This window comes from Streptomyces galbus (genome assembly GCF_005280195.1).
GTDB lineage: Bacteria > Actinomycetota > Actinomycetes > Streptomycetales > Streptomycetaceae > Streptomyces > Streptomyces galbus.
Genome location: NZ_SZPR01000001.1, coordinates 1 through 23,998, shown reverse-complemented (window position 1 = coordinate 23,998; position 23,998 = coordinate 1). Strand labels below are relative to the sequence as shown.

21 protein-coding genes and 1 pseudogene are annotated in these 23,998 nt (G+C 71.8%); 10 read left to right on the top strand and 12 right to left on the bottom strand.

Translation table 11 applies throughout. The features are described 5' to 3' along the window. Positions 1–97 precede the first annotated feature (97 nt). Positions 98–2,332 carry a heavy metal translocating P-type ATPase gene (locus tag E4U92_RS00110; protein WP_137298146.1) on the top strand — a complete coding sequence of 745 codons (2,235 nt, stop codon included), beginning with the start codon at positions 98–100 and terminating at the stop codon, positions 2,330–2,332. 543 nt (positions 2,333–2,875) lie between these two features. On the opposite strand, the gene E4U92_RS00105 is transcribed toward E4U92_RS00110, so the two are convergent. From E4U92_RS00105 to E4U92_RS00095, 3 genes are all read right to left on the bottom strand, one after another. Then, on the bottom strand, positions 2,876–4,165 hold the full coding sequence (locus E4U92_RS00105) for a citrate synthase (protein WP_067236337.1): 1,290 nt from the start codon (positions 4,163–4,165) through the stop codon (positions 2,876–2,878). Positions 4,166–4,408: 243 nt separating this feature from the next. Continuing rightward, positions 4,409–6,658: an SF1B family DNA helicase RecD2 gene (gene recD2, locus E4U92_RS00100; protein WP_137298145.1), complete on the bottom strand. Its 2,250-nt coding sequence runs from the start codon at positions 6,656–6,658 to the stop codon at positions 4,409–4,411. A 71-nt stretch (positions 6,659–6,729) separates the two neighbouring features. Further along, positions 6,730–7,581, bottom strand: a complete 852-nt coding sequence (locus E4U92_RS00095; RefSeq protein ID WP_137298144.1) for an alpha/beta fold hydrolase — start codon at positions 7,579–7,581, stop codon at positions 6,730–6,732. 141 nt (positions 7,582–7,722) lie between these two features. Between E4U92_RS00095 and E4U92_RS00090 the strand changes: the two genes are divergently transcribed. Then, positions 7,723–8,136, top strand: a complete 414-nt coding sequence (locus tag E4U92_RS00090; protein ID WP_137298143.1) for a winged helix-turn-helix transcriptional regulator — start codon at positions 7,723–7,725, stop codon at positions 8,134–8,136. A gap of 53 nt (positions 8,137–8,189) precedes the next feature. Here E4U92_RS00090 and E4U92_RS00085 read toward each other — a convergent pair whose 3' ends face one another. From E4U92_RS00085 to E4U92_RS00070, 4 genes are all read right to left on the bottom strand, one after another. Continuing rightward, on the bottom strand, positions 8,190–8,831 hold the full coding sequence (locus E4U92_RS00085; RefSeq protein WP_137298142.1) for a hypothetical protein: 642 nt from the start codon (positions 8,829–8,831) through the stop codon (positions 8,190–8,192). 80 nt (positions 8,832–8,911) lie between these two features. Further along, positions 8,912–9,109, bottom strand: coding sequence for a DUF397 domain-containing protein (locus tag E4U92_RS00080; RefSeq protein ID WP_137298141.1), 198 nt, complete (start codon positions 9,107–9,109; stop codon positions 8,912–8,914). Positions 9,110–9,167: 58 nt separating this feature from the next. Continuing rightward, positions 9,168–9,356 (bottom strand): DUF397 domain-containing protein, encoded by a 189-nt coding sequence (locus E4U92_RS00075; protein WP_137298140.1) that lies wholly within the window; start codon positions 9,354–9,356, stop codon positions 9,168–9,170. A gap of 8 nt (positions 9,357–9,364) precedes the next feature. Next, a complete protein-coding gene (locus tag E4U92_RS00070) occupies positions 9,365–10,201 on the bottom strand; it encodes a helix-turn-helix domain-containing protein (RefSeq protein WP_137298139.1) in 837 nt (278 codons plus the stop codon). Between the two features lie 201 nt (positions 10,202–10,402). Here E4U92_RS00070 and E4U92_RS36405 point away from each other — a divergent pair. From E4U92_RS36405 to rbsD, 6 genes and pseudogenes are all read left to right on the top strand, one after another. After that, positions 10,403–10,857 (top strand): annotated as a pseudogene (locus tag E4U92_RS36405) (ATP-binding protein). Between the two features lie 101 nt (positions 10,858–10,958). Next, complete coding sequence (locus tag E4U92_RS00060; RefSeq protein WP_137298138.1) at positions 10,959–11,987, top strand: LacI family DNA-binding transcriptional regulator; 1,029 nt, start codon at positions 10,959–10,961, stop codon at positions 11,985–11,987. Then, positions 11,984–13,600, top strand: coding sequence for a sugar ABC transporter ATP-binding protein (locus E4U92_RS00055; RefSeq protein ID WP_137298137.1), 1,617 nt, complete (start codon positions 11,984–11,986; stop codon positions 13,598–13,600). Before E4U92_RS00060 ends, E4U92_RS00055 begins: the two co-directional genes overlap by 4 nt. Further along, positions 13,590–15,533, top strand: a complete 1,944-nt coding sequence (locus tag E4U92_RS00050) for an ABC transporter permease/substrate-binding protein (RefSeq protein WP_137298136.1) — start codon at positions 13,590–13,592, stop codon at positions 15,531–15,533. Before E4U92_RS00055 ends, E4U92_RS00050 begins: the two co-directional genes overlap by 11 nt. 130 nt (positions 15,534–15,663) lie before the next feature. Continuing rightward, the gene (locus E4U92_RS00045) at positions 15,664–16,587 is read left to right on the top strand and encodes a ribokinase (protein WP_137298135.1); all 924 of its coding nucleotides are present in this window, start codon (positions 15,664–15,666) and stop codon (positions 16,585–16,587) included. Next, positions 16,584–16,973 carry a D-ribose pyranase gene (rbsD, locus tag E4U92_RS00040; RefSeq protein WP_137298134.1) on the top strand — a complete coding sequence of 130 codons (390 nt, stop codon included), beginning with the start codon at positions 16,584–16,586 and terminating at the stop codon, positions 16,971–16,973. Before E4U92_RS00045 ends, rbsD begins: the two co-directional genes overlap by 4 nt. A 186-nt stretch (positions 16,974–17,159) precedes the next feature. Here the strand turns inward: rbsD and E4U92_RS00035 are convergent, their stop codons facing one another. The 5 genes from E4U92_RS00035 to E4U92_RS00015 form a co-directional block, all read right to left on the bottom strand. Beyond that, the gene (locus E4U92_RS00035) at positions 17,160–17,954 is read right to left on the bottom strand and encodes a hypothetical protein (protein ID WP_229863409.1); all 795 of its coding nucleotides are present in this window, start codon (positions 17,952–17,954) and stop codon (positions 17,160–17,162) included. Positions 17,955–18,081: 127 nt separating this feature from the next. Beyond that, positions 18,082–18,444: a toxin-antitoxin system YwqK family antitoxin gene (locus E4U92_RS00030; RefSeq protein ID WP_137298133.1), complete on the bottom strand. Its 363-nt coding sequence runs from the start codon at positions 18,442–18,444 to the stop codon at positions 18,082–18,084. 81 nt (positions 18,445–18,525) lie between these two features. Beyond that, the gene (locus E4U92_RS00025; protein ID WP_137298236.1) at positions 18,526–19,326 is read right to left on the bottom strand and encodes a sugar phosphate isomerase/epimerase family protein; all 801 of its coding nucleotides are present in this window, start codon (positions 19,324–19,326) and stop codon (positions 18,526–18,528) included. A 38-nt stretch (positions 19,327–19,364) separates the two neighbouring features. Then, a complete protein-coding gene (locus tag E4U92_RS00020; RefSeq protein ID WP_137298132.1) occupies positions 19,365–20,516 on the bottom strand; it encodes a dihydrodipicolinate synthase family protein in 1,152 nt (383 codons plus the stop codon). Further along, entirely contained in the window at positions 20,513–21,664 is a 1,152-nt protein-coding gene (locus E4U92_RS00015; protein WP_137298131.1) for a Gfo/Idh/MocA family protein, read from the bottom strand. The genes E4U92_RS00020 and E4U92_RS00015 overlap by 4 nt, the downstream gene beginning before the upstream one ends. A gap of 455 nt (positions 21,665–22,119) precedes the next feature. On the opposite strand from E4U92_RS00015, the gene E4U92_RS00010 reads away from it, so the two are divergent. Beyond that, positions 22,120–23,166, top strand: coding sequence for a LacI family DNA-binding transcriptional regulator (locus E4U92_RS00010; RefSeq protein ID WP_137298130.1), 1,047 nt, complete (start codon positions 22,120–22,122; stop codon positions 23,164–23,166). Positions 23,167–23,382: 216 nt separating this feature from the next. Beyond that, the gene (locus E4U92_RS00005; RefSeq protein WP_137298129.1) at positions 23,383–23,982 is read left to right on the top strand and encodes a dihydrofolate reductase family protein; all 600 of its coding nucleotides are present in this window, start codon (positions 23,383–23,385) and stop codon (positions 23,980–23,982) included. Positions 23,983–23,998: the final 16 nt, after the last annotated feature.

Here is a 23,998-nt window from a genome sequence, read left to right as displayed (position 1 = left end):
CCCACCGCACGGGCCGTACCGACCGGATCACACTGGTCCCGTACGGCCCGTCGGGCTTTCGACCACCCGCGCATCCCCGGAGTCTCGGAGTACGGACATGTCCAGCACCACGACGCCCACCACCGCGCGCACGGCGGAGGTCGAGCTGCTCATCGGCGGGATGACCTGCGCCTCCTGCGCGGCCCGCGTCGAGAAGAAGCTCAACCGCATGGAGGGCGTCACCGCCACCGTCAACTACGCGACGGAGAAGGCGCGGGTGACGTACCCGGAGGGCGTCGAGGTCGCCGACCTGATAGCGACCGTGGTGAAGACCGGCTACACCGCCGAGGAGCCGGTACGCCAGGAGCCGCGGGGCGGGAGCGCGGACGCGCGGGACGCCGACCCGGAGCTGACCGCGCTGCGCGGGCGCCTCGTCGTCAGCGCGCTGCTCGCGGCGCCCGTGGTGCTGCTCGCGATGGTGCCCGCCCTGCAGTTCGACAACTGGCAGTGGCTGTCGCTGACCCTCGCCGCGCCCGTGGTCGTGTGGGGCGGCCTGCCGTTCCACCGGGCCGCCTGGACGAACCTGCGGCACGGCGCCTCGACCATGGACACGCTCGTCTCGGTCGGCACGCTCGCCGCGTTCGGCTGGTCGCTGTGGGCGCTGTTCCTGGGCGACGCGGGCATGCCGGGGATGCGGCACCCGTTCCGGCTGACCGTCTCGCGCGCGGACGGCGCCTCCACCCTGTACCTGGAGGTCGCCGCCGGCGTCACCGCGTTCATCCTGCTCGGCCGGTACCTGGAGGCCCGCTCCAAGCGGCGGGCGGGCGCGGCCCTGCGGGCGCTGATGGAGCTGGGCGCCAAGGACGTGGCCGTCCTGCGCGGCGGGCGGGAGACGCGCGTCCCGGTGGACCGGCTGGCGGTCGGGGACCGGTTCGTCGTACGGCCCGGGGAGAAGATCGCCACCGACGGGACGGTCGTGGAGGGCGCCGGCGCGGTCGACGCGTCGATGCTGACCGGCGAGTCGGTACCGGTGGACGTGGGCCCGGGCGACGCCGTCACCGGGGCCACCGTGAACGCCGGCGGCCGGCTGGTCGTCGAGGCCACCCGGATCGGCGCCGACACCCGGCTGGCCCGGATGGCCGCGCTCGTCGAGGAGGCGCAGAACGGCAAGGCCGAGGTGCAGCGGCTGGCCGACCGGGTCGCCGGGGTGTTCGTCCCGGTGGTGCTGCTGATCGCGGCCGCCACCTTCGGCGGCTGGCTGGGCGTCACCGGCGACACCGCCGCCGCGTTCACCGCGGCCGTCGCGGTGCTGATCATCGCCTGCCCCTGCGCGCTGGGCCTGGCCACACCGACCGCGCTCATGGTCGGCACCGGGCGCGGCGCGCAGCTCGGCATCCTCATCAAGGGCCCCGAGGTGCTGGAGTCCACCCGCCGCGTGGACACGGTCGTCCTCGACAAGACCGGCACCGTCACCACCGGCCGGATGACGCTCCAGGAGGTGTACGCCGCCGACGGCACCGACGAGAAGGAGCTGCTGCGGCTCGCGGGCGCCCTGGAGCACGCCTCCGAGCACCCGGTCGCCCGCGCGGTGGCCGCCGGGGCCCTCGAAGAGGCCGACGAGCTGCCCCCGGTGGAGCACTTCGAGAACGTGCCCGGGCGGGGCGTCCGCGGGCGCGTGGAGGGCCACGAGGTCGCCGTGGGGCGGCTGTTCGCCACCCTGCCGGACGACCTGGCCCGCGTCCGCGACGAGGCCCAGCGCAGCGGCCGTACGGCCGTGGTGGTCGGCTGGGACGGGCACGCGCGCGGGGTGCTCGCGGTCGCGGACGCGGTGAAGGACACGAGCGCCGAGGCGGTGCGGCGGCTGCGCGCGCTCGGTCTCACGCCCGTGCTGCTCACCGGCGACAACCGCACCGTCGCCGAGGCCGTGGCCGCCGACGTCGGCATCGACGAGGTGATCGCCGAGGTGCTGCCCGAGGACAAGGTCGCCGTCGTCCGCAGGCTGCAGGGCGAGGGGCGCACCGTCGCCATGGTCGGCGACGGCGTCAACGACGCGGCCGCGCTCGCCCAGGCCGACCTCGGACTCGCCCTCGGCACCGGCACCGACGCGGCGATCGAGGCCGGCGACCTCACCCTCGTCCGCGGGGACCTGCGCGTGGCCGCCGACGCGATCCGCCTCGCCCGGCGGACCCTGGCCACGATCAAGGGCAACCTCGTGTGGGCCTTCGGATACAACGTCGCCGCGCTGCCGCTCGCCGCGCTCGGGCTGCTCAACCCGATGATCGCGGGGGCCGCCATGGCCTTCTCGTCGGTGTTCGTGGTGAGCAACAGCCTGCGCCTGCGGGCCTTCCGCTGAGACGCAAGCCTCACATAAGCTCTTCACAAGGCTCGCGCATCATCCTTACGACAGGGGCGCCGATCGCCGTTTGGGGCCCTTGCGCAGGTAACGGACATATGCAAGAGACACAGATCACAGTGATGCGAACGTAACCATCGAAGGGGTTCGAAGGTCTAAGTTGGCGATGTCAGAAAGCGTCTTGGGGGGCGCGGACTGGCATCTGGGGATGTCTTGGGGGACTTCTCCAGAGGTGCGTTGCCGGGGCACGTACACCGGGAAGCTTTGAGCGGCCCTCCCAGCGTGCGCTGTCCCGGCAGACCGCACACCGCATCACCGATCGACCACAACCGCATACCCGCAGTACGGCGAGTTCTGCTCGTTTTGCTCAACCAGATCAACCAGCTCAACCAGCGATTCAGGCGCTGTGTCTCCACGAACGCCCGGCCGGATCCCGTGGGGGGAATCCGCACCGGGACATGGGAAGGCGCCCTGGTCGTCGGCCCGTGGGGGGACCGGCGACACAGGGCGCCTTCTGCTGTGCGGGGCGGCCTGCGGTGCGGCTCAGCGCTCCTCGACCGGGACGAAGTCGCGCTCGACCACGCCCGTGTAGATCTGGCGCGGGCGGCCGATGCGGGAACCCGGCTCCTTGATCATCTCGTGCCACTGCGCGATCCAGCCCGGGAGCCGGCCGAGGGCGAACAGGACCGTGAACATCTCGGTCGGGAAGCCCATGGCCCGGTAGATCAGGCCGGTGTAGAAGTCGACGTTCGGGTAGAGGCTGCGCGAGACGAAGTAGTCGTCGGAGAGCGCGTGCTCCTCCAGCTTCAGCGCGATGTCCAGCAGCTCGTCGGACTTGCCGAGCGCGGAGAGGACGTCGTGCGCCGCCGCCTTGATGATCTTGGCGCGCGGGTCGAAGTTCTTGTAGACCCGGTGGCCGAAGCCCATCAGACGGACGCCGTCCTCCTTGTTCTTCACCTTGCGGATGAAGGAGTCGACGTCGCCGCCCGCGTCGCGGATGCCCTCGAGCATCTCCAGCACGGACTGGTTGGCGCCGCCGTGCAGCGGGCCCCAGAGCGCGTTGATGCCGGCGGAGATCGAGGCGAACATGTTGGCCTGCGACGAGCCCACCAGGCGGACCGTCGAGGTCGAACAGTTCTGCTCGTGGTCGGCGTGCAGGATGAGCAGCTTGTCCAGGGCGGAGACGACGACCGGGTCGAGGTCGTACTCCTGCGCCGGGACCGAGAAGGTCATGCGCAGGAAGTTCTCGACGTAGCCCAGGTCGTTGCGCGGGTAGACGAACGGGTGACCGATCGACTTCTTGTACGCGTAGGCCGCGATCGTCGGGAGCTTGGCGAGCAGGCGGATCGTCGAGAGGTTGCGCTGCTTCTCGTCGAACGGGTTGTGGCTGTCCTGGTAGAACGTCGACAGCGCGGAGACGACCGACGACAGCATGGCCATCGGGTGGGCGTCGCGCGGGAAGCCCTTGTAGAAGTTCTTGACGTCCTCGTGCAGCAGGGTGTGCTGCGTGATCTCGTTCTTGAACGAGGAGAGCTCGTCGACCGTCGGGAGCTCGCCGTTGATCAGCAGGTAGGCGACCTCCAGGAAGGTGGAGCGCTCGGCCAGCTGCTCGATCGGGTAGCCGCGGTAGCGGAGGATGCCCTGCTCGCCGTCCAGGTAGGTGATGGCGGATTTGTAGGCGGCGGTGTTGCCGTACCCGCTGTCCAGGGTCACCAGACCGGTCTGGGCGCGCAGCTTCCCGATGTCGAAGCCCTTGTCACCGACGGTGCTGTCGATCACCGGGTAGGTGTACTCGTCGTCGCCGTACCGCAGTACTACAGAGTTGTCGCTCACGTCTTCCCTCACCGACGTTGTGCCTCATCTTCGAGGTTGCCCTGACTGTCTCTACCATCCCCCATTTGGCGCAGGAGAGTGCACTCGGGGTCGGCCATTGGGCTTATCGACGGCACTCAGTGCCGCCAACTTGCTCATCCTGCCGCCTCGGTCCCGCTGGGGGAAGTGCTCTGTGACCTTTGCGACTCGTTTGATCGATCATTTTTTTGCGCCGTCTCCCGGGTGGCACAGAAGATCCGCCGGTCAGGCGCCCGACAGACGGAAGTCGAGGGCCGTGCAGCGGCGGCCGGCCGACACCGTGCGCACGGCCTGTCCGATCGCCTTGCGTGAACCGACCAGCACCACCAGCTTCTTGGCGCGCGTCACCGCCGTGTAGAGCAGGTTGCGCTGGAGCATCATCCACGCGCCCGTGGTGACCGGGATCACCACCGCGGGGTATTCACTGCCCTGCGAGCGGTGAATGGTCACCGCGTAGGCGTGGGCCAGTTCGTCGAGCTCGTCGAAGTCGTACGGCACCTCCTCGTCCTCGTCGGTCAGCACCGTCAGGCGCTGGTCGACCGGGTCGAGCGAGGTGACCACGCCCACGGTGCCGTTGAAGACGCCGTTCTCGCCCTTGTCGTAGTTGTTGCGGATCTGGGTGACCTTGTCGCCGACGCGGAACACCCGGCCGCCGAACCGCTTCTCGGGCAGGTCCGGCCGGCCGGGGGTGATGGCCTGCTGGAGCAGCCCGTTGAGCGTGCCGGCGCCCGCGGGACCCCGGTGCATCGGCGCGAGCACCTGCACGTCCCGGCGCGGGTCGAGCCCGAACCGGGCCGGCAGGCGCCGGGCCGCGACGTCCACGGTGAGCCGCCCGGCCTCCTCGGTGTCGTCCTCGACGAAGAGGAAGAAGTCCTTCAGGCCGTCGGTGACCGGGTGCTGCCCGGCGTTGATCCGGTGGGCGTTGGTGACCACGCCGGACTGCTGGGCCTGGCGGAACACGCGCGTGAGGCGCACCGCGGGCACGGGGCCGCCCTCGGCGAGCAGGTCCCGCAGCACCTCCCCCGCACCCACGCTGGGCAGCTGGTCCACGTCCCCCACGAACAGCAGGTGGGCGCCCGGCGGGACGGCCTTGACCAGCTTGTTGGCGAGCAGCAGGTCCAGCATGGACGCCTCGTCGACCACCACCAGGTCGGCGTCCAGCGGCCGGTCCCGGTCGTACGCCGCGTCGCCGCCGGGCTTGAGCTCCAGCAGCCGGTGCACGGTGGACGCCTCCGCCCCCGTCAGCTCCGCCAGCCGCTTGGCGGCGCGGCCCGTGGGCGCGGCCAGCAGCACCTTCGCCTTCTTGGCGCGGGCCAGCTCCACGATCGAGCGCACGGTGAAGGACTTGCCGCAGCCCGGGCCGCCGGTCAGCACCGCCACCTTCTCGCTGAGCGCCAGCTTCACCGCGGCCTCCTGCTCGGGCGCGAGCTCCGCGCCCGTGCGCCCCTTCAGCCAGGTCAGCGCCCGGTCCCAGGCGACGTCCCGGAAGGCCGGCATCCGGTCCTCGCCGGTGCGCAGCAGGCGCAGCACCTGGGCGGACAGGGAGAGTTCGGCGCGGTGGAAGGGGACCAGGTAGACGGCGGTGACCGGCTCGCCGCCGTCGGGGGCCGGCACCTTCTCGCGGACCACGCCCGGCTCCTCGCCGTCCTCGCCGGGCCCGGCCAGCTCCGCCAGGCACTCGATGACCAGCCCGGTGTCCACGCCGAGCAGCTTCACCGCGTCGGCGATCAGCCGCTCCTCGGGCAGGTAGCAGTGACCCTGGTCGGCCGACTGGGACAGGGCGTACTGCAGGCCCGCCTTGACGCGCTCCGGGCTGTCGTGCGGGATGCCGACCGAGGTGGCGATCTTGTCGGCGGTCAGGAAGCCGATGCCCCAGACGTCGGAGGCGAGCCGGTACGGCTGGTTCTTGACGACCGAGATGGAGGCGTCGCCGTACTTCTTGTAGATGCGCACGGCGATGGAGGTGGAGACCTCGACGGTCTGCAGGAAGAGCATGACCTCCTTGATCGCCTTCTGCTCCTCCCAGGCGTCGGCGATCTTCTTGGTCCGCTTCGGGCCGAGGCCCGGGACCTCGATCAGCCGCTTCGGCTCCTCCTCGATGATCTTCAGCGTGTCCAGTCCGAAGTGCTGCGTGATCCGGTCGGCGAAGACCGGTCCGATGCCCTTGACCAGGCCCGACCCCAGGTAGCGGCGGATGCCCTGGACGGTGGCCGGCAGCAGCGTCGTGTAGTTCTCCACGAGGAACTGCTTGCCGTACTGCGGGTGGGAGCCCCACCGGCCCTCCATCCGCAGCGACTCGCCGACCTGGGCGCCGAGCAGCGCGCCGACGACGGTGAGCAGGTCACCGGCGCCGCGGCCGGTGTCGACGCGGGCGACGGTGTAGCCGTTCTCCTCGTTGGCGTAGGTGATGCGCTCCAGCACGCCTTCGAGCGTGGCGAGCCGCCGCTCCCCGCCGGGGGTCCCCTCCTGAGCCATGGTCCGACGGTACTCGGGGGGTGTGACAGGGCGGGGCCCCGGCCGTGTATCGGCTGTCGGCCCCCGACCCGTCACGCCGCTGTCGCGTCCTCGCCGGCCAGGAACGGATGCAGCAGCGCGAGCAGGGCGCGCGGGCGGTGCAGCGGGATGATGTGGCCGCAGTCTTCGATGACGTGGCCGGTGAGAGCGTCGGCGAACGGGCGGAGCTGGCGTTCCAGCGCGGCACCGACAGGCCGGGCGCCCAGCGCCATCGTCGGCACCGTCAGGCGGGCCGTGGCGACCGCCCGCTCGATCTGTGCCGCGCTCTCGGGCAGGGCCCGGTAGTACGAGAACGCGCAGGTCAACGCTTCACGGCCGGTGTACGCGCGGACGAAGGCGTCCCTGAGGGCGGGGCGCACCCCGTGGCCGAGCGTGCCGGCGTCCAGGAACCAGTCGACGTAGGCGTCCTCGTGGCCCTCCAGCACGCTCTCGGCCAGGCCGGGCGCGGCGGAGTGGAAGCCGAACCACCACGGCGGCCCGTCGGCGAGGAAGTCCTCGGCGCCGGGAAGCCTGCCGAGCAGAGATTCCATGACGACCAGCCGCCGGACGAGACCGGGTCGGCGCAGCGCGAGGAGGAAGGCCGGCGCGGCGCCCGCGTCGATGCCCACCACCGCGGCCGAGGACACGCCGAGCGCGGTGAGAAGCGCCGCCGCGTCCTCGGCCAGGGTGCCCGCGTCGTACCCGGAGGCGGCCCGGCTGCTCGCGCCGAACCCGCGCAGGTCCGGCGCGATGACGCGGTAACGGCCGGACAGATCGGCCATGACGTCCGTCCACAGCTCCCAGGTGTGCGGGAAGCCGTGCAGCAGCAGGACGGGCGGGCCCGATCCGGCGAGGGCGACGTTCAGTTCGACACCGTTGGCGGGCACGCGGCGCAGCTCGGGCATGGAGGGCTCCGGGGTGGTGATGAGGGGGGAGGCGTAGTGAGGGGCGTGATGAGGGATGGTGAGAAAAGGTGACCAGCTCACGCTAGGGAACTAGGCTGGCCCGCCCAAGACGGCACTTTCCCTTCAGGTGGTGAGCCCCGGGTGACCACGTCGGAGACCGGCGGGCCTGGCCGGCGGCCCGGCGAGCGCGGTGACCTGCTCGATCCGCGTTGCCCGACCCGCCAGTTGCTCGACCGCATCGGCACCAAGTGGACGTCCATGGCGGTCAAGGTCCTGGCCGAGGAGGCCCCGGGCGAGCTCCGTTTCGCGGAACTGCGGCGCCGTGTCCCGGGCATCTCGCAGAAGATGCTCTCCGTCACCCTGCAGAGCCTGGTCCGCGACGGCCTGGTCGCGCGCCGCGTGGAACCCACCGTGCCGCCCGCCGTCCACTACCGGCTCACCGACCTCGGCCTGTCCCTCGAAACACCGCTCGCCGCTCTGCGGGTCTGGGCGGAGACGCACATGCCGGAGATCGACCGCAACAACCGGCTCGCGGACGGGTCAGCCGCCTCCTAGGCGTGGGATCGCACGGGCTGGTCCGACCCGACGGCGCCCCTGGTCGGCGAGTCCTAGCGGTAGCCGTCCGCCCTGGCGCCGGCTGGAGCGAGGTCGGGCCAGGGACGTCCTGCTGCGTCGGAGGCAGCGGACCGCAGGAGGTCGAGAATCGTGCACCCCGGGTAACCCTGGAAACTCGCGTAGGCGTGACGGTAGTTGCAGTTCCAGTAGCTCACGACCCGCCGTTGAGTGCGGGCGAAGAAAGCGGGGTTGTCCACGAGGAACTGCCCGTATGCGAGGTGGCCGCAGGTGCCGGGCGCGGCGAGATCACGGAGCTCGTCGCGGATGACGACCAAGAGCTCCAGGACGTACTCGCCGACCAGCTGCACGACGAAGGGGACGACCCATGGCTCCGTGGAACCGACGACCTTCTCCAAGTGGCGCTGCCTGACCATGCCGTCGCAGTGCCGTGAGTACAGGCAGTGCAGAAGCTGCTGTTGGCGCGACGAAAGCGACGCCACCGCGTCAGTCGGCGGCTCGTCGGCATAGAGGCGTTCGGGAATCAGAATTCGCTGGCCCTCGACAGTGACCGAGAACGAGCCGTGCAGCTGGAGCCGAGAGTCAGGCATCACCGCCAGAACCGCCTCGGCATCGCTTGCCAGCTCGGCCGGGAACGCCCTGATCAACGGATTGCTGCGGTCGGAAAGCGGCTGCACGAGCCGAGCATAGGCGGACGCCCCGGCCAGGGGGCCGGCATTTATGGCCCTCACCCGCCCAGCCGGGCGGAGGTATGCGGTCAGAGCGCCAGAGGTGGAAGGCCGGCCGGCTCAAGCGAGCGCAGGAAAGCGGCGAAGGCGGCCGTGGGGAACGTGAGGACGGCGCGGGTGGGGTCCTTGGAGTCACGGACGGCGGTGCGGGTGGGGGTGGTGGCTATCTCCACGCACGCGTTGCCGTCGTCCGGGCCTGAGTAGGACGACTTCCGCCAGTTGTCCACGGGGTGCCTCACAGCTCTCGCGTTCGGTAGGTGGTGGGTTGGACCGGCCGCCCATGCGCTACCGGCGGGAGGATGACCGCAGAGTGCGCAGGAACGCGGTGAAGGCGGGGGCCGGAAACGTGAGGACGGCGCGGGTGGGGTCCTTGGAGTCACGGACGGCGGTGCGGGTGGGGGTGGTGGCTATCTCCACGCAGGCGTCGCCGTCGCCAGGTCCGGAGTAGGACGACTTCCGCCAGTTGGTGTCCATGGATTGCCTCACAGCTCCTTCGCCAGCCGGTTGATGAGGTCGCGCGAGCGCTTGGGGTCGAGCGACGCGGCCTCAACCTTATGGAAGAGCGTTCGAGAAGCCGCGAGTTGGGCTGCGGAGTCGATGAACGCAGCACCATGTGGACCGTCGCGTACGACGGTGTCCAGCTTCGGCACGACGCCGCCCGCGTACGTCATGGCGCTCGCGGCACCGGCGAAGCCGTCCAGGTCGAACGGGATGACGCGGACGCTGACGTGGTCCGCCTCCGAAGCTCCCAAGATCCTGGCGAGTTGCGCCCTGGCAGCCGCGCGGTCGCTCACCCGGATGCGCAGGGCCGCTTCGTGGATCACCACCTCGTACGGGACGGTGAGCCGCTGCCGGTGCAGCCGGTGACGTACGCGGAGTTCGAGCTCCTCCCCGGTCAGTTCCGGCACCCTGGAGGAGAAGACCGCCCGCGCGTAGTCCTCCGTCTGCAACAGGCCCGGCACATAGAGGATCGCCACTTCCCGCAGGAACCGGGCGTGGTGCTCCAATTCCGCGAGATCCAGGAACGACGTGGGCAGGCGGCGCCGGTATTCCTCCCACCAGCCACGCGTCCGGTCGGTCGCCATGGCCACCAAGGCGCCGATCAACTCCTCGTCCGCACACGCGTAGTGAGTCGCCAGGCGGCGCAATCTCTTCTCGCTCACACCCGCGATACCGGACTCGATCTGGCTGATGACCGGAGGAGTCACCCCGAGCAGGTCAGCCGCTTCACGCGACGTGAGACCGGCCGCATCGCGGAGCCTGCGCAACTCGACGGCCAGGCGCATCTGACGCGCCGTCGGCTCGGCCCTCAGCGGCACCTCTCACCTCCCAATGCGCCCGTGGGCGCGACTCGTCCGGGTGTCAGATTACGCGATCGGCTTGCACTGTATAAATCATTAGTCCTACCGTCAGTTACGAAGCACACACGCACAGAAGTGCACCGCGCCGTCCTGCCATGACGCCCGCGGCGAAGCCACCGTGCCCGCAAGCCCTCACCCACCCCACGGAGTTGATTCCGCATGCCCGAGAACGAGACCTGGGACTACGTCCTCTCCATCCCCAACGACGTGAGAGCCGTGACCGTGTGCCGTCGCACCCTGCGCCTGATCCTGACCCTGCACGGCCTGATCGGTCTCGTGGACACCGCCGAACTCCTGGCCACGGAGCTGGTGTCCAACGCCGTACGTCACACCGAGGGGCCGGCCGCCCTCCGGGTGCGGCGCACCCGGAGGGCGCGGTGTGGATCGCGGCGTGGGACACCGACCCGGCACCCCCCGGGCCACCGCGACCGCTGGACCAAGGCCAGGACCGGAACCTGCTCCAGGAGGACGGCCGGGGACTGGGACTCGTCACGGCCTGCGCGGACCTCTGGGGCTGGCAACCCTCGGCCCGCTTCGGGGCTCGCGGGAAGTACGTCTGGTGTCAGCTCGACCCCGGCCTGCCGGGTCACGATCCGGTCTCGACTTCTGGTTGAGGGCTTGATTAATCGGCGTGTAATCGATTCCAATCCTCCGTACACGCCGATGTAATCGATTCCACGGCGTGCGGTTCGAGCCACGAGGAGGTGGTGCGGCGATGGCGAGCATCAAGGACGTCGCCGCCGAGGCGGGGGTGTCCGTCGCCACGGTGTCGCGCGTCCTGAACGACCATCCGTCGGTCAGCGAGGACGCACGCAGGCGTGTGCTGACCGCCGTCCGGGCACTGGGCTACCGCCCGAACGCCGTCGCCCGGTCGCTGCGCACCGACCAGACCCGCACCCTCGGCCTGGTCATCAGCGACGTGCTCAACCCCTACTTCACCGAGCTGGCCCGCGCGGTCGAGGAAGAGGCCCGCGCGCTCGGCTACAGCGTGATCATCGGCAACGCCGACGAGCGGCCCGACCTCCAGGACCACCACGTCCGCACCCTGCTCGACCGACGGATCGACGGGCTGCTGGTCTCCCCCACCGACGGCGGCTCCCCGCTGATGCTGGACGCCGCGCGCGCGGGCACGCCCATGGTGTTCGTCGACCGCTGGATCCCCGGCGTCGACGTGCCCGTCGTACGCGCCGACGGCCGCGCGGCCGTGCGCGACCTCGTCGCCCACCTGTACGGCCTCGGCCACCGCAGGCTCGCCATCATCGCGGGCCCGGCGGCCACCACCACCGGCAGCGAGCGCGTGGAGGCGTTCCGCGCCGCGCTCGCCGAGCACGGGCTGCCCTTGCCCGCCGCCTACATCGGCCAAGGCGACTTCCAGGCCGAGAGCGGCCGGCGGGTCACCGAGGGCTTCCTCGACCTGTCCGAGCCGCCCGAGGTCGTCTTCGCGGCCGACAACCTGATGGCCCTCGGCGCCCTGGACGCCGTACGCGCGCGTGGGCTGCGCGTGCCGGACGACCTGGCGCTGGCCGCGTTCGACGACATCCGGTGGTTCGTGCACACCGACCCGCCGGTCACCGCCGTCGCCCAGCCGACCGCCGAACTGGGCCGGGCCGCCGTACGGGCGCTCGTCGACCGCATCGAGGGCCGGCCCGGCGAGTCCGTCACCCTGCCCGCCCGGCTCGTCGTACGGCGCTCGTGCGGCGCGCCGCCGGCCACCCCGACCGCAACGAACAGGAGCCAGTCGTGAGCAACCCGGACGAGTTGCTGCGCATCGAGGGCCTGCGGAAGACCTTCCCCGGCGTGGTCGCGCTCGACGGCGTCGACTTCGACCTGCGCCGGGGCGAGGTGCACGTGCTGCTCGGTGAGAACGGCGCCGGCAAGAGCACGCTGATCAAGATGCTCTCCGGCGCCTACCGCCCCGACGCCGGCCGCATCCTGGCCGACGGCCGGGAGGTGCGCATCCACGGCGCGCAGGACGCCGAGCGCCTCGGCATCGCCACCATCTACCAGGAGTTCAACCTGGTGCCCGACCTGACGGTCGCCGAGAACATCTTCCTGGGCCGCCAGCCGCGCCGCTTCGGCATGATCGACCGCAGGCGCATGGAGGCCGACGCCGAGGTGCTGCTGCGGCGGGTCGGCCTGACCGTGTCGCCCCGCGCACGCGTGCGCGAACTCGGCATCGCCCGGCTGCAGATGGTGGAGATCGCCAAGGCGCTGAGCCTGGACGCGCGCGTGCTCATCATGGACGAGCCGACCGCCGTGCTGACCTCCGAGGAGGTCGACAAGCTCTTCGCGATCGTGCGCACCCTGCGCGCGGACGGCGTCGGCATCGTCTTCATCACCCACCACCTGGAGGAGATCGCCGCCCTCGGCGACCGCGTCACCGTCATCCGCGACGGCCGCAGCGTCGGGCAGGTGCCCGCCTCCACGCCCGAGGACGAACTGGTCCGGCTCATGGTGGGCCGCTCGATCGAGCAGCAGTACCCGCGCGAACGGCCCGACCGGGGCCCCGCGCTGCTCAGCGTCGAGGGCCTCACCCGGGACGGCGTCTTCCACGACGTCAGCTTCGAGGTGCACGCCGGTGAGGTCGTCGGCATCGCCGGCCTGGTCGGCGCGGGACGCACCGAGGTGGTCCGCGCGGTCTTCGGCGCCGACCCGTACGACAAGGGCGCCGTGCGCGTCGAGGGCCGGGCGCTGCGCCGGCACGACGTGAACGCGGCCCTGGCGGCCGGGGTCGGACTGGTGCCCGAGGACCGCAAGGGCCAGGGGCTGGTGCTGGACCAGACCGTCGAGGAGAACCTCGGCCTCGTCACCCTGCGGGCCGCCACGCGCGCGGGGCTCGTCGACCGCAAGGGGCAGCACGAGGCCGCCGAGCGCATCGCGCGGCAGCTCGGGGTGCGCATGGCGGGCCTCGGCCAGCAGGTGCGCACCCTGTCCGGCGGCAACCAGCAGAAGGTCGTCATCGGCAAGTGGCTGCTGGCCGACACGCGCGTGCTGATCCTCGACGAGCCGACGCGCGGCATCGACGTCGGCGCCAAGGTCGAGATCTACCAGCTCGTCAACCGGCTGACGGCCGCCGGCGCCGCCGTGCTGATGATCTCCAGCGACCTGCCGGAGGTGCTCGGCATGAGCGACCGGGTGCTGGTGATGGCCCAGGGCCGCATCGCGGGCGAGCTGTCCGCCGACGAGGCCACCCAGGACTCCGTGATGGCCCTCGCCGTCGGCTCCGCCGGCGCCACCGCCACCTCGACCGATCCCGCCGACCCGACCGGGTCCACCGATCCCGCCGACCCGACCGGGTCCACCGATCCCGCCGACCCGACCGACCCGACCGACAAGGAGGCCGCTCGTGGCCACTGACACGCTCAAGGGCGGCACCGTGGGCGCCGGCGGCGCCGCGGCCGTGCGCCGCCTGCTGCTCGACAACGGCGCCCTCACCGCGCTGATCGTCCTCGTCATCGCCATGTCGGCGCTGTCGGGCGACTTCCTCACCACCGACAACCTGCTCAACGTCGGTGTCCAGGCGGCCGTGACCGCCATCCTCGCCTTCGGCGTGACCTTCGTGATCGTCTCCGCGGGCATCGACCTGTCGGTCGGCTCGGTGGCGGCCCTGTCGGCCACCGTCCTCGCCTGGAGCGCCACCTCGCACGGCGTGCCGGTCGTCCTCGCCCTCGTGCTGGCGCTGGCCACGGGCATCGTGTGCGGGCTGGTGAACGGTTTCCTCATCGCGTACGGCAAGCTGCCGCCGTTCATCGCGACGCTCGCCATGCTGTCGGTGGGCCGCGGTCTGTCGCTGGTGATCTCCGAAGGCTCCCCGATCGCCTTCCCCGACTCGGTCTCGCACCTCGGCGACACGCTCGGCGGCTGGCTGCCGGTACCGGTGCTGGTCATGGTGGTCATGGGCCTGATCGCGGCCTTCGTGCTCGGCCGCACCTACATCGGCCGGTCGATGTACGCCATCGGCGGCAACGAGGAGGCCGCGCGGCTGTCCGGGCTGCGGGTGAAGAAGCAGAAGCTCGCGATCTACGCGCTGTCCGGGGTGTTCGCGGCCGCCGCGGGCATCGTGCTCGCCGCACGGCTGTCGTCCGCGCAGCCGCAGGCCGCCGACGGCTACGAGCTCGACGCCATCGCCGCCGTCGTCATCGGCGGCGCCTCCCTGGCGGGCGGAACCGGCAAGGCGTCCGGCACGCTGATCGGCGCGCTGATCCTCGCGGTGCTGCGCAACGGCCTCAACCTGCTGTCGGTGTCGGCCTTCTGGCAGCAGGTCGTGATCGGCGTGGTCATCGCGCTGGCGGTGCTGCTGGACACGGTGCGCCGCAAGGCGGGCGCCACGCCCACCCACAGCCCCGGCGGCAAGGGCCGGCAGACGGCGACGTACGCGCTGGCGGCCGTGGTCACGGTGGCGGTCGTCGGGGCGACGTCCTTCCTGCACGGCGGCTCCTCGTCGTCGGCGAACCCGAAGGTCGGCCTGTCGCTGTCCACGCTGAACAACCCGTTCTTCGTGCAGATCCGCTCCGGCGCGCAGGCCGAGGCGAAGAAGCGGGGCGTGGACCTGACGGTCACCGACGCCCAGAACGACGCCTCGCAGCAGGCCAACCAGCTCCAGAACTTCACCAGTTCGGGGCTGGGCGCGATCATCGTGAACCCGGTGGACTCCGACGCGGCGGGCCCGTCCGTGCGGGCGGCGGACAAGGCGAAGATCCCCGTCATCGCGGTGGACCGCGGCGTCAACAAGGCTGACGTGAACGCGCTGGTGGCGTCGGACAACGTGGCCGGCGGCGAACTGGCCGCCAAGACCGTCGCGGAGAAGCTGGGGGGACACGGCAAGATCGTGATCCTGCAGGGGCAGGCCGGTACGTCGGCCGCCCGCGAGCGCGCCGAGGGCTTCGCCAAGGGGCTGAAGGCCTACCCGGGCATCCAGGTGGTGGCCCAGCAGCCGGCCGACTTCGACCGCACCAAGGGGCTCGACGTGATGTCGAACCTGCTCCAGGCCCACCCGGACGTGCAGGGCGTGATCGCCGCGAACGACGAGATGGCGCTCGGCGCGATCAAGGCGCTCGGGGCGAAGGCCGGGAAGTCGGTGCAGGTCGTCGGGTTCGACGGAACCCCGGACGGACTCAAGGCCGTCGAGCAGGGCACGCTGTACGCGTCGGTGGCGCAGCAGCCGTCCCAGTTGGGCCGGATCGCCGTGGACAACGCGCTGCGGGCCCTGGACGGCAAGGACGTGCCGGCGACGGTGAAGGTGCCGGTGAAGGTGGTCACGAAGGAGAACGTGGCCGGCTTCCACGGCTGACACAGTGCGCCGGCACAAGTGAGCCGGCACAGGTGAGCCGGCACAGGTGAGTGGGCGGGCGGTCACCCTCGCGGGGGCCGTCCGCCCGGTCCGCTACTTCAGGGTTCCAGGGTTCCAGGGGAGTTCTCTCATGTACGACTACGACCTGCTGGTCGTGGGGTCGGCCAACGCCGACCTGGTGATCGGCGTCGAGCGCCGGCCGGGGGCCGGGGAGACGGTGCTCGGCTCCGACCTGGCCGTCCACCCGGGCGGCAAGGGCGCCAACCAGGCGGTGGCGGCGGCGCGGCTCGGGGCCCGTACGGCGCTGCTGGCGCGGGTCGGCGACGACGCGTACGGCCGGCTGCTGCTGGAGTCGCAGCGGACGGCCGGGGTCGACACGGTGGGTGTGCTGGTGGGCGGGGCGCCGACCGGCGTCGCGCTGATCACGGTCGACCCGTCGGGCGACAACAGCATCGTGGTCTCCCCGGGCGCCAACGCGCGGCTCACTCCCCGGGACGTGCGGGCGGCGACGAGCCTCTTCCACGCCTCCCGGGTGGTGTCGGCGCAGCTGGAGATCCCCCTGGAGACGGTCGAGGAGGTCGTACGGACCCTGCCGCCGGACACGCGGTTCGTCCTGAACCCCTCCCCGCCGCGGCCGCTCGACAGCGAGGTGCTGGCGGCCTGCGACCCGCTGATCGTCAACGAGCACGAGGCGAAGGTGCTGCTGGGCTCGGCGTACGACGTGGCGTCCGGGCCCGAGGACTGGGCGCGCCTGCTGCTGGCGAAGGGGCCGCGGTCGGTGGTCGTGACGCTGGGTGCGGGCGGGGCGCTGGTGGCGTCGTCCGAGGGTGTGGTCCGGGTCGACGCGGTGGCGGTGGACGCGGTGGACACGACCGGCGCGGGCGACTCCTTCACGGCGGCGCTGGCGTGGCGGCTGGGCGCGGGGGCGTCGTTGGCGGAGGCGGCGGCGTACGCGGCGCGGGTCGGGGCGCTGGCGGTGACCCGGCGGGGCGCGCAGGAGTCGTTCCCGACGGCGGACGAGGTCGGGGCGTTGCGGGGAGGCGGGGCGGCGTGAAGAAGGCGGGGATCCTGAACCGCCACCTCGCGGGCGCGCTGGCCGAACTCGGTCACGGTGACGGGGTGCTGGTCTGCGACGCGGGCATGCCGATACCGGACGGACCGCGCGTGGTGGACCTCGCCTTCCGGGCCGGGGTGCCGTCGTTCGCGGAGGTCGTGGAGGGGCTGCTGGCGGAGCTGGTGGTGGAGGGCGCGACGGCCGCGGCGGAGGTCCGCGAGGCGAACCCGGCCGCGGCGGCCCTGCTCTCCCGCCACTTCCCGGACCTGGCCTACGTCCCCCACGACGACCTGAAGGACCTCTCGCACCGGTCCCGCCTGGTGGTCCGCACGGGCGAGGCCCGCCCGTACGCCAACGTCCTGCTCCGCTGCGGCGTGTTTTTCTAACCCCCCGCCGCACACATGGGAGGGGCCCGGTCCGTCGACCGGGCCCCTCCTGTTCCCCCCCATTGATCAGAACCCCCTGCGATCCCCCCAGATCCCCCTCCAGAAGTCCTGATGCCCTGTACGACACGTGGGGGTGGGGGGTGGGTTGCACGGGGTTCGAAGATTTTCGAGGGTGTTCGGAAGTGATCAGATGAGAACCTGATCGACGAACGAACGTACCCGGTCGTCACCGACCGTCCTGAGGTACTCCGCGAAACGGCGTGCCTCCTCCGTTGCGGAACGTCGGACGATCGAGACGGCGTGCACCAGGGCCCTGGAACTCGCCTCCTGGGACAGGACCGCCAAGGCGAGCGACACGGACGTGCTCCCGTCCACCGCGGCCACGGCTGCAGCCAGGTCGACCAGTTGGGTGGCCAGGTCGAACCGAGGACGCTGATGCGCGGAGAGCGCGGCCACTCCCCGCGCCACGGTGTCGCGCAGTTCCGGAAGGATCCCCAGCACGGTCCGGTCGTCCAGGTGGTCACCGAGTTTTTCGTCGAAGTACTCGGTGTCCGCGATCCTCACCAGGGAGCGGAACGCCTCGACCCGCTGCTCCCAGGTGCCCTTCATCTGGCAGAGGACATCACTGTCGCCGACCGCCAGACACAGGTGGGCGAAGGTGGCGTCGACCGAGAAGTTCCGGTCGATCAGCAGGTCGTACCAAGGGGCGTGTGCGGGATGCTCGGCGGCCTTCCTCACGGCGGCGTAACCGGCTGGTTCAGCCCACGTCGTCAGTGCGACGCACGCCAGGAATCGCTCCCGCGGCGAAGCCGAGGAATCGGCGAGAAGCGCCGTCAGGCCCGGTACGCGCTCGCGGTGCCGTGGGTTGTCCAGCGCTTGGTGGATGACGTCCTCGACATCGGGCGCAGGTTGCCCGTCGAAATCTGTGCCGAGGAGTGCAAGGAATCGGCTCGACACAGCGTTTCCACCGACATCAGCCATCGAACGGCCCCTCATGTACGCGTGTGCACGCACCCTTTCATACGGGGAGGTTCGCCCAGGAGGTCGGTCAGGTCCTTCAAGGCGGCCGTCAGACGGGCATGATCTTCCTTCACAGACGTCGGGCGGCTCAGCTTTCCGGCGCGTGCCACTCCCTCTCGACGTTGCCCTCTTCGTCCCATTCGAGGCGGGACAGCTGTCTCAGTCCGTCGTCGCTCATGAGGATGCGTACCGCCAGCCTGCCGTTGGGGTGCCACGCGTGTGCCTCGCCCACGGGGAAGCCGCCACGCATGGTGGCTCGCGACCTGGGAGTGCCGTCGGTGTACCACTCGAGGAGGGGGCCGTTCTCGACTCCGTCCTCGTAGGTGACCAGGCTGACCAGGGCGCCTCGCTGGTACTCGACGGCTTCCCCCGTGAACCGGCGTCCCCGGTGGTGGAGGACTTCCTCTTCGTCGATGAAGACGTCCGGGCTGTCGATGTCCACTCGTTGCACGGCGGCTCGCCTCCTCGTGGTCCCGGGTTCCGGCGCCGCGACCGCTCGCGCGGTCATTGTCGTCGTCCGGCGGGACGGCCGTCACGCCGGCACGTGGGCTGCGAAGCGCTCCGCCGTCTCCCTCAGCACCTCCCGGCCGTTCCTCGACCACAGGGTCTCGTTGAAGAGTTCGACCTCGATCGGGCCCGTGTAGCCGGCTGATGCGACGTGGTGGGTCCAGGTGCGGAAGTCGATCACACCGTCGCCGAGTTGGCCGCGGCCGTTGAGGACCCCTTCGGGGAGGGGGGTGGTCCAGTCGGCGACCTGGAAGGTGTGGATGCGGTGCTGGGCGCCCGCGCGGGCGATCTGGGCGGGGGCCGTGTCGTCCCACCAGAGGTGGTAGGTGTCGACCGTGACGCCGACCTGGTGGGCGGGGAAGCGTTCCGCCAGGTCGAGGGCCTGGGCGAGGGTCGAGACCACGCAGCGGTCCGAGGCGAACATGGGGTGCAGGGGCTCGATGGCCAGGCGCACGCCGTGCTGTTCGGCGTACGGGCCCAGGTCGGCCAGGGCGTCCGCGATGCGTTCGCGGGCGCCGTGCAGGTCCTTGGAGCCGGCCGGGAGTCCGCCCGAGACCAGGACCAGCACCCGCGTGCCTAGGGTCGCCGCCTCCTCCACGGCCCGGCGGTTGTCGGCGATCGCCGCGGCCCGCTCCCGCGGGTCGGTCGCCGTCAGGAAGCCGCCCCGGCACAGGGTGGTCACGGTCAGGCCGGCGTCGCGCACCAGCTCGGCCGCCGCCTCCACGCCGTAGGACCGCACGGGTTCGCGCCACAGGCCCACCCCGGGGACGCCCAGGTCGACGCAGGCGGCCACCAGGTCGGGCAGGGAGAGCTGCCTGACCGTCATCTGGTTGACGGAGAAGCGGGACAGGTCCGCGACGGCGTTCACTGGTCCACCCCGTGGAGGGAGAGGAGGGTCCGCATGCGGTCCTCCGCGAGCTTCGGGTCGGGGAACAGGCCGAGCCCGTCGGCGAGTTCGTAGGCGCGGGCCAGATGGGGCAGGGAGCGGGCCGACTGCAGGCCGCCCACCATGGTGAAGTGGCTCTGGTGGCCCGCGAGCCAGGCGAGGAGGACGACACCCGTCTTGTAGAAGCGGGTGGGGGCCTGGAAGAGGTGGCGGGAGAGGTCCACCGTGGGGTCGAGGAGGGCGCGGAAGCCCGTCACGTCCCCCGTGTCCAGCGCCCGTACCGCCCGCGCCGCGAGCGGGCCCAGCGGGTCGAAGACGCCCAGCAGGGCGTGGCTGAAGCCCCGGTCGTCGCCCGCGATCAGCTCCGGGTAGTGGAAGTCGTCGCCGGTGTAGCAGCGGACCCCGTCCGGGAGCCTGCGGCGCAGGGCCACCTCGCGCCCGGCGTCCAGCAGCGACACCTTGATGCCGTCCACCTTGTCCGGGTGCGCGGCGACGACCTCCAGGAACACCTCCGTCGCCGCGTCCAGGTCGGGCGTGCCCCAGTAGCCCTCCAGCGCCGGGTCGAACATCGGTCCCAGCCAGTGCAGGACCACCGGCTCGGCGGCCTGGCGCAGGAGGTGGCCGTAGACCTCCAGGTAGTCGTCGGGGCCGGACGCGGCCGCGCACAGGGCGCGGGAGGCCATCAGGATCGCCTGCGCGCCCGACTCCTCCACGACCGCGAGCTGCTCCTCGTAGGCCGCGCGCACCTCGGCCGGGGTGCCGGCCGCGAGCTGGTCGGTGCCGGCCCCGCAGGCGATGCGGCCGCCCACGGAGCGCGCCTCGGCCGCCGAGCGGCGGATCAGCTCCGCCGCGCCCGCCCAGTCCAGGCCCATCCCGCGCTGCGCCGTGTCCATCGCCTCGGCCACGCCCAGCCCGTGGGACCACAGGTGCCGGCGGAAGGCGAGCGTCGCGTCCCAGTCCACGGCCGCGGGCCCGTCCGGCGTCGTGTCGGCGAACGGGTCGGCCACGACGTGCGCCGCCGAGAAGACCGTACGGGAGGTGAAGGGCGTGCCCGCGGTCACCGCGAGGGGCTCGGCGCGGGGCTCGTAGGCGCGCAACCCGCCCCGGGCGTCGGGGAGTCGGAGGGTCACAGCCCGATCTCCGGTACGTCGATGCGGCGGCCCTCGGCCGAGGACCTCAGGCCCAGCTCGGCGAGCTGGACGCCGCGGGCGCCGGCGAGCAGGTCCCAGTGGTAGGGGGCGTCGGCGTGGACGTGCCTGAGGAACAGCTCCCACTGCGCCTTGAAGCCGTTGTCGAACTCCCCGTTGTCCGGGACCTCCTGCCACTGGTCGCGGAACACCTCGGTGGCGGGGATGTCGGGGTTCCACACCGGCTTCGGCGTGGCCGAGCGGTGCTGGGCGCGGCAGGTGCGCAGACCGGCCACCGCGGAGCCCTCCGTGCCGTCGACCTGGAACTCGACCAGCTCGTCGCGGTGGACGCGGACCGCCCAGGAGGAGTTGATCTGCGCGACCGCGCCGCCCTCGAGCTCGAAGATGCCGTAGGCGGCGTCGTCGGCGGTGGCGTCGTAGGGCTTGCCGTTCTCGTCCCAGCGCTGCGGGATGTGGGTGGTGGCGAGGGCCTGCACGGACCTCACCCGGCCGAACAGCTCGTGCAGCACGTACTCCCAGTGGGGGAACATGTCGACGACGATGCCGCCGCCGTCCTCGGCGCGGTAGTTCCACGACGGGCGCTGGGCCTCCTGCCAGTCGCCCTCGAAGACCCAGTAGCCGAACTCGCCGCGCAGGGACAGGATGCGGCCGAAGAAGCCGCCGTCGATCAGCCGCTTCAGCTTCAGCAGCCCGGGCAGGAAGATCTTGTCCTGCACCACGCCGTGCTTGACGCCGGCCGCGGTGGCGAGCCGGGCCAGCTCCAGGGCGCCGTCCAGGCCGGTGGCGGTCGGCTTCTCGGTGTAGACGTGCTTGCCCGCCGCGATCGCCTTCTTGATCGCCTCCTCGCGGGCCGAGGTCACCTGGGCGTCGAAGTAGATGTCGACGGCCGGGTCGGCGAGGACCGCGTCCAGGTCGGTGGCCCAGTGCTCCAGGCCGTGCCGTTCGGCGAGCGCCTTCAGCGCGGGCGCGCGGCGGCCGACCAGGACCGGCTCCGGCCACAGCACGGTGCCGTCGCCGAGGTCGAGCCCGCCCTGCTCGCGCAGGGCCAGCAGGGAACGGACCAGGTGCTGGCGGTACCCCATGCGCCCGGTCACGCCGTTCATGGCGATCCGCACCGTCTTGCGTGTCACGTCGGTCCCTTCGTCGAAGTCGTGCGCGGTGGCCCGCGGCCGTGCGCGGCGGGCCACCGTCGTATGCGGCCGTCCGTGGTCGTGCGCAGCGGGTCCGCAGTGGTGCGCGGCCGTCCGCCGTCGTGCGCGGTCGTCCGCTATGGTGCGCGGCGGTCCGCGGTCGTGCGCGCCGCGTACGCCTCCTCCTGATCAGCGGTGCAGCAAGCGATTGCAGCAAGCGCTTTCTACCTGATGAGAAGCTAACCTCTGCACGGCGGTCCGGACAAGACCGTGTCCGGACCGAGTTGTTCGAGGGGGCGAACAACGGGGGCCGACGGTCGTAGGGTCTGCTCCACACGCGCGGAACCGGGGGACCGCGCGCCCTGTCTACGAGGGCGTACACGCAGGACACCCGTACGACCCGTAGGGCGGCGCACGACGCCGTACGACCAGATGCGCGACCGGAGGACGACGAGATGACGGTGACCCTGGCGGACGTGGCGGCCCGCGCCCAGGTCTCCCCCGCGACGGTGTCGCGCGTGCTGAACGGGAACTACCCCGTGGCCGCCTCCACCCGCGAGCGGGTGCTGCGCGCCGTCGACGAGCTGGACTACGTCCTCAACGGCCCCGCCAGTGCCCTCGCCGCGGCCACCTCCGACCTGGTCGGCATCCTGGTCAACGACATCGCCGACCCCTTCTTCGGGATCATGGCCGGCGCGATCCAGTCCGAGATCGGCGGGCCCGGCGGCCGGGCCGGCGGCGAACGGCTCGCGGTGGTCTGCAACACCGGCGGGTCACCGGAACGCGAACTGACCTACCTGACCCTGCTCCAGCGGCAGCGGGCCGCGGCGGTCGTGCTCACCGGCGGCGCCGTGGAGAACGAGCCCCACGCGGCGGCCGTCGCGGCCAAGCTGCGCAAGCTGACCGCCGCCGGGACGAGGATCGTGCTCTGCGGGCGGCCGCCCGCGCCGGACACCGACGCGGTCGCGCTGACCTTCGACAATCGCGGCGGCGGCCGCGAACTCACCGAGCACCTCATCCGGCTCGGACACCGCCGGCTCGGCTACATCGCCGGCCCCGAGGAGCGCACCACCACCCGGCACCGGCTGGAGGGCCACCGGGCCGCCCTCGCCGCGGCCGGCGTCGAGGACGACCCGCGCCGCACCGTGCACGGCCCCTACGACCGGCGCGCGGGCTACGAGGCCACGCTGGAGCTGCTGCGGCGCGACCCGACGCTCACGGCCGTGGTGGCCGCGAACGACTCCGTCGCGCTCGGGGCGTGCGCGGCGCTGCGGGAGTCGGGGCGGCGGATCCCGGAGGACGTGTCGGTCGCCGGGTTCGACGACCTGCCGTTCAGCATCGACGCGGTGCCGTCGCTGACGACGGTGCGGTTGCCGCTGGCGGAGGCGGGGGCCCGTGCGGGGCGGATCGCGATGGGGCGGGAGGAGCCGCCGCCCGGGGGGATCGCCATGATCCGGGGGGAGTTGATGGTGCGGGGGTCCTCCGGGGTGCCGCGGGGTTAGTGCGGGCGTCCGTTCCCGTGAGGTGGCCGTGGGCTGGTGCTGGGGGCTGCGCCCCCAGACCCCCGCTTCGGCCCTGGCGGGCCTCGTCCTCAAACGCCGGACGGGCTGGTGCACTGTGGACGTGGGACATGGGGGCAGGCAGCTCCGATGAGTTCTCGTCCCCGGCACCGTCTCCACTGCCGTACAGCGCGGCACCCCATCCCAGGAGTGAGACCCATGCGGATCGTCATCAGTTCGTTCATCAGTCTCGACGGAGTCGTCCAGGCGCCGGGTGCGCCGCAGGAGGACACCGACGGGGGGTTCGCGCACGGTGGGTGGACGCACGCGTACTTCGACCCGGAGGTGGTCGGCGGTGCCTTCGACGCCGCGTTGCGGAAGGCGGACGCCCTGTTGTTCGGGCGGCGGACCTGGACGGCGATGGCCGGGGCCTGGCCCGGGCGGGCGGGGGATCCGTTCGCGGACCGGATGAACTCGATCCGCAAGTACGTCGTGTCCGCGACCCTCGGCGAGGACCTGTCGGCGTGGGACAACTCGGTGCTGGTGCCCGGCGCCGACGCCGTGGCGCGCCTGCGGGAGCTGCGCGGCGCCGCGGGCGGTGACCTGCTCGTCATGGGCAGTCCGACTCTCGCGCGCACGCTGATCGGTGCGGGGCTGGTGGACGAACTCGTCCTGATGCGGATGCCCGTGGTGCTCGGCGGCGGCAAGTCGATCTTCCCGCAGGACGGCGGCCGGCGCGCTTTCGAGCTGGTGTCCTGCACGACGGCCGGGACGGGTGCCGAGGTGTGCGTGTACCGCGCCGCCGGGGACGAGGGCTAGGTGTGTTGTCCCGGGA

What these genes read in the sequence shown, in the direction of transcription:
- E4U92_RS00110 (WP_137298146.1), top strand. Translation starts at nt 98, where the DNA reads ATGTCCAGCACCACGACGCCCACCACCGCGCGCACGGCGGAGGTCGAG.
- recD2 (WP_137298145.1), bottom strand. Translation starts at nt 6,658, where the DNA reads ATGGCTCAGGAGGGGACCCCCGGCGGGGAGCGGCGGCTCGCCACGCTC.
- E4U92_RS00095 (WP_137298144.1), bottom strand. Translation starts at nt 7,581, where the DNA reads ATGCCCGAGCTGCGCCGCGTGCCCGCCAACGGTGTCGAACTGAACGTC.
- E4U92_RS00075 (WP_137298140.1), bottom strand. Translation starts at nt 9,356, where the DNA reads ATGGACACCAACTGGCGGAAGTCGTCCTACTCCGGACCTGGCGACGGC.
- E4U92_RS00060 (WP_137298138.1), top strand. Translation starts at nt 10,959, where the DNA reads ATGGCGAGCATCAAGGACGTCGCCGCCGAGGCGGGGGTGTCCGTCGCC.
- E4U92_RS00045 (WP_137298135.1), top strand. Translation starts at nt 15,664, where the DNA reads ATGTACGACTACGACCTGCTGGTCGTGGGGTCGGCCAACGCCGACCTG.
- E4U92_RS00035 (WP_229863409.1), bottom strand. Translation starts at nt 17,954, where the DNA reads ATGGCTGATGTCGGTGGAAACGCTGTGTCGAGCCGATTCCTTGCACTC.
- E4U92_RS00025 (WP_137298236.1), bottom strand. Translation starts at nt 19,326, where the DNA reads ATGACGGTCAGGCAGCTCTCCCTGCCCGACCTGGTGGCCGCCTGCGTC.
- E4U92_RS00010 (WP_137298130.1), top strand. Translation starts at nt 22,120, where the DNA reads ATGACGGTGACCCTGGCGGACGTGGCGGCCCGCGCCCAGGTCTCCCCC.
- E4U92_RS00005 (WP_137298129.1), top strand. Translation starts at nt 23,383, where the DNA reads ATGCGGATCGTCATCAGTTCGTTCATCAGTCTCGACGGAGTCGTCCAG.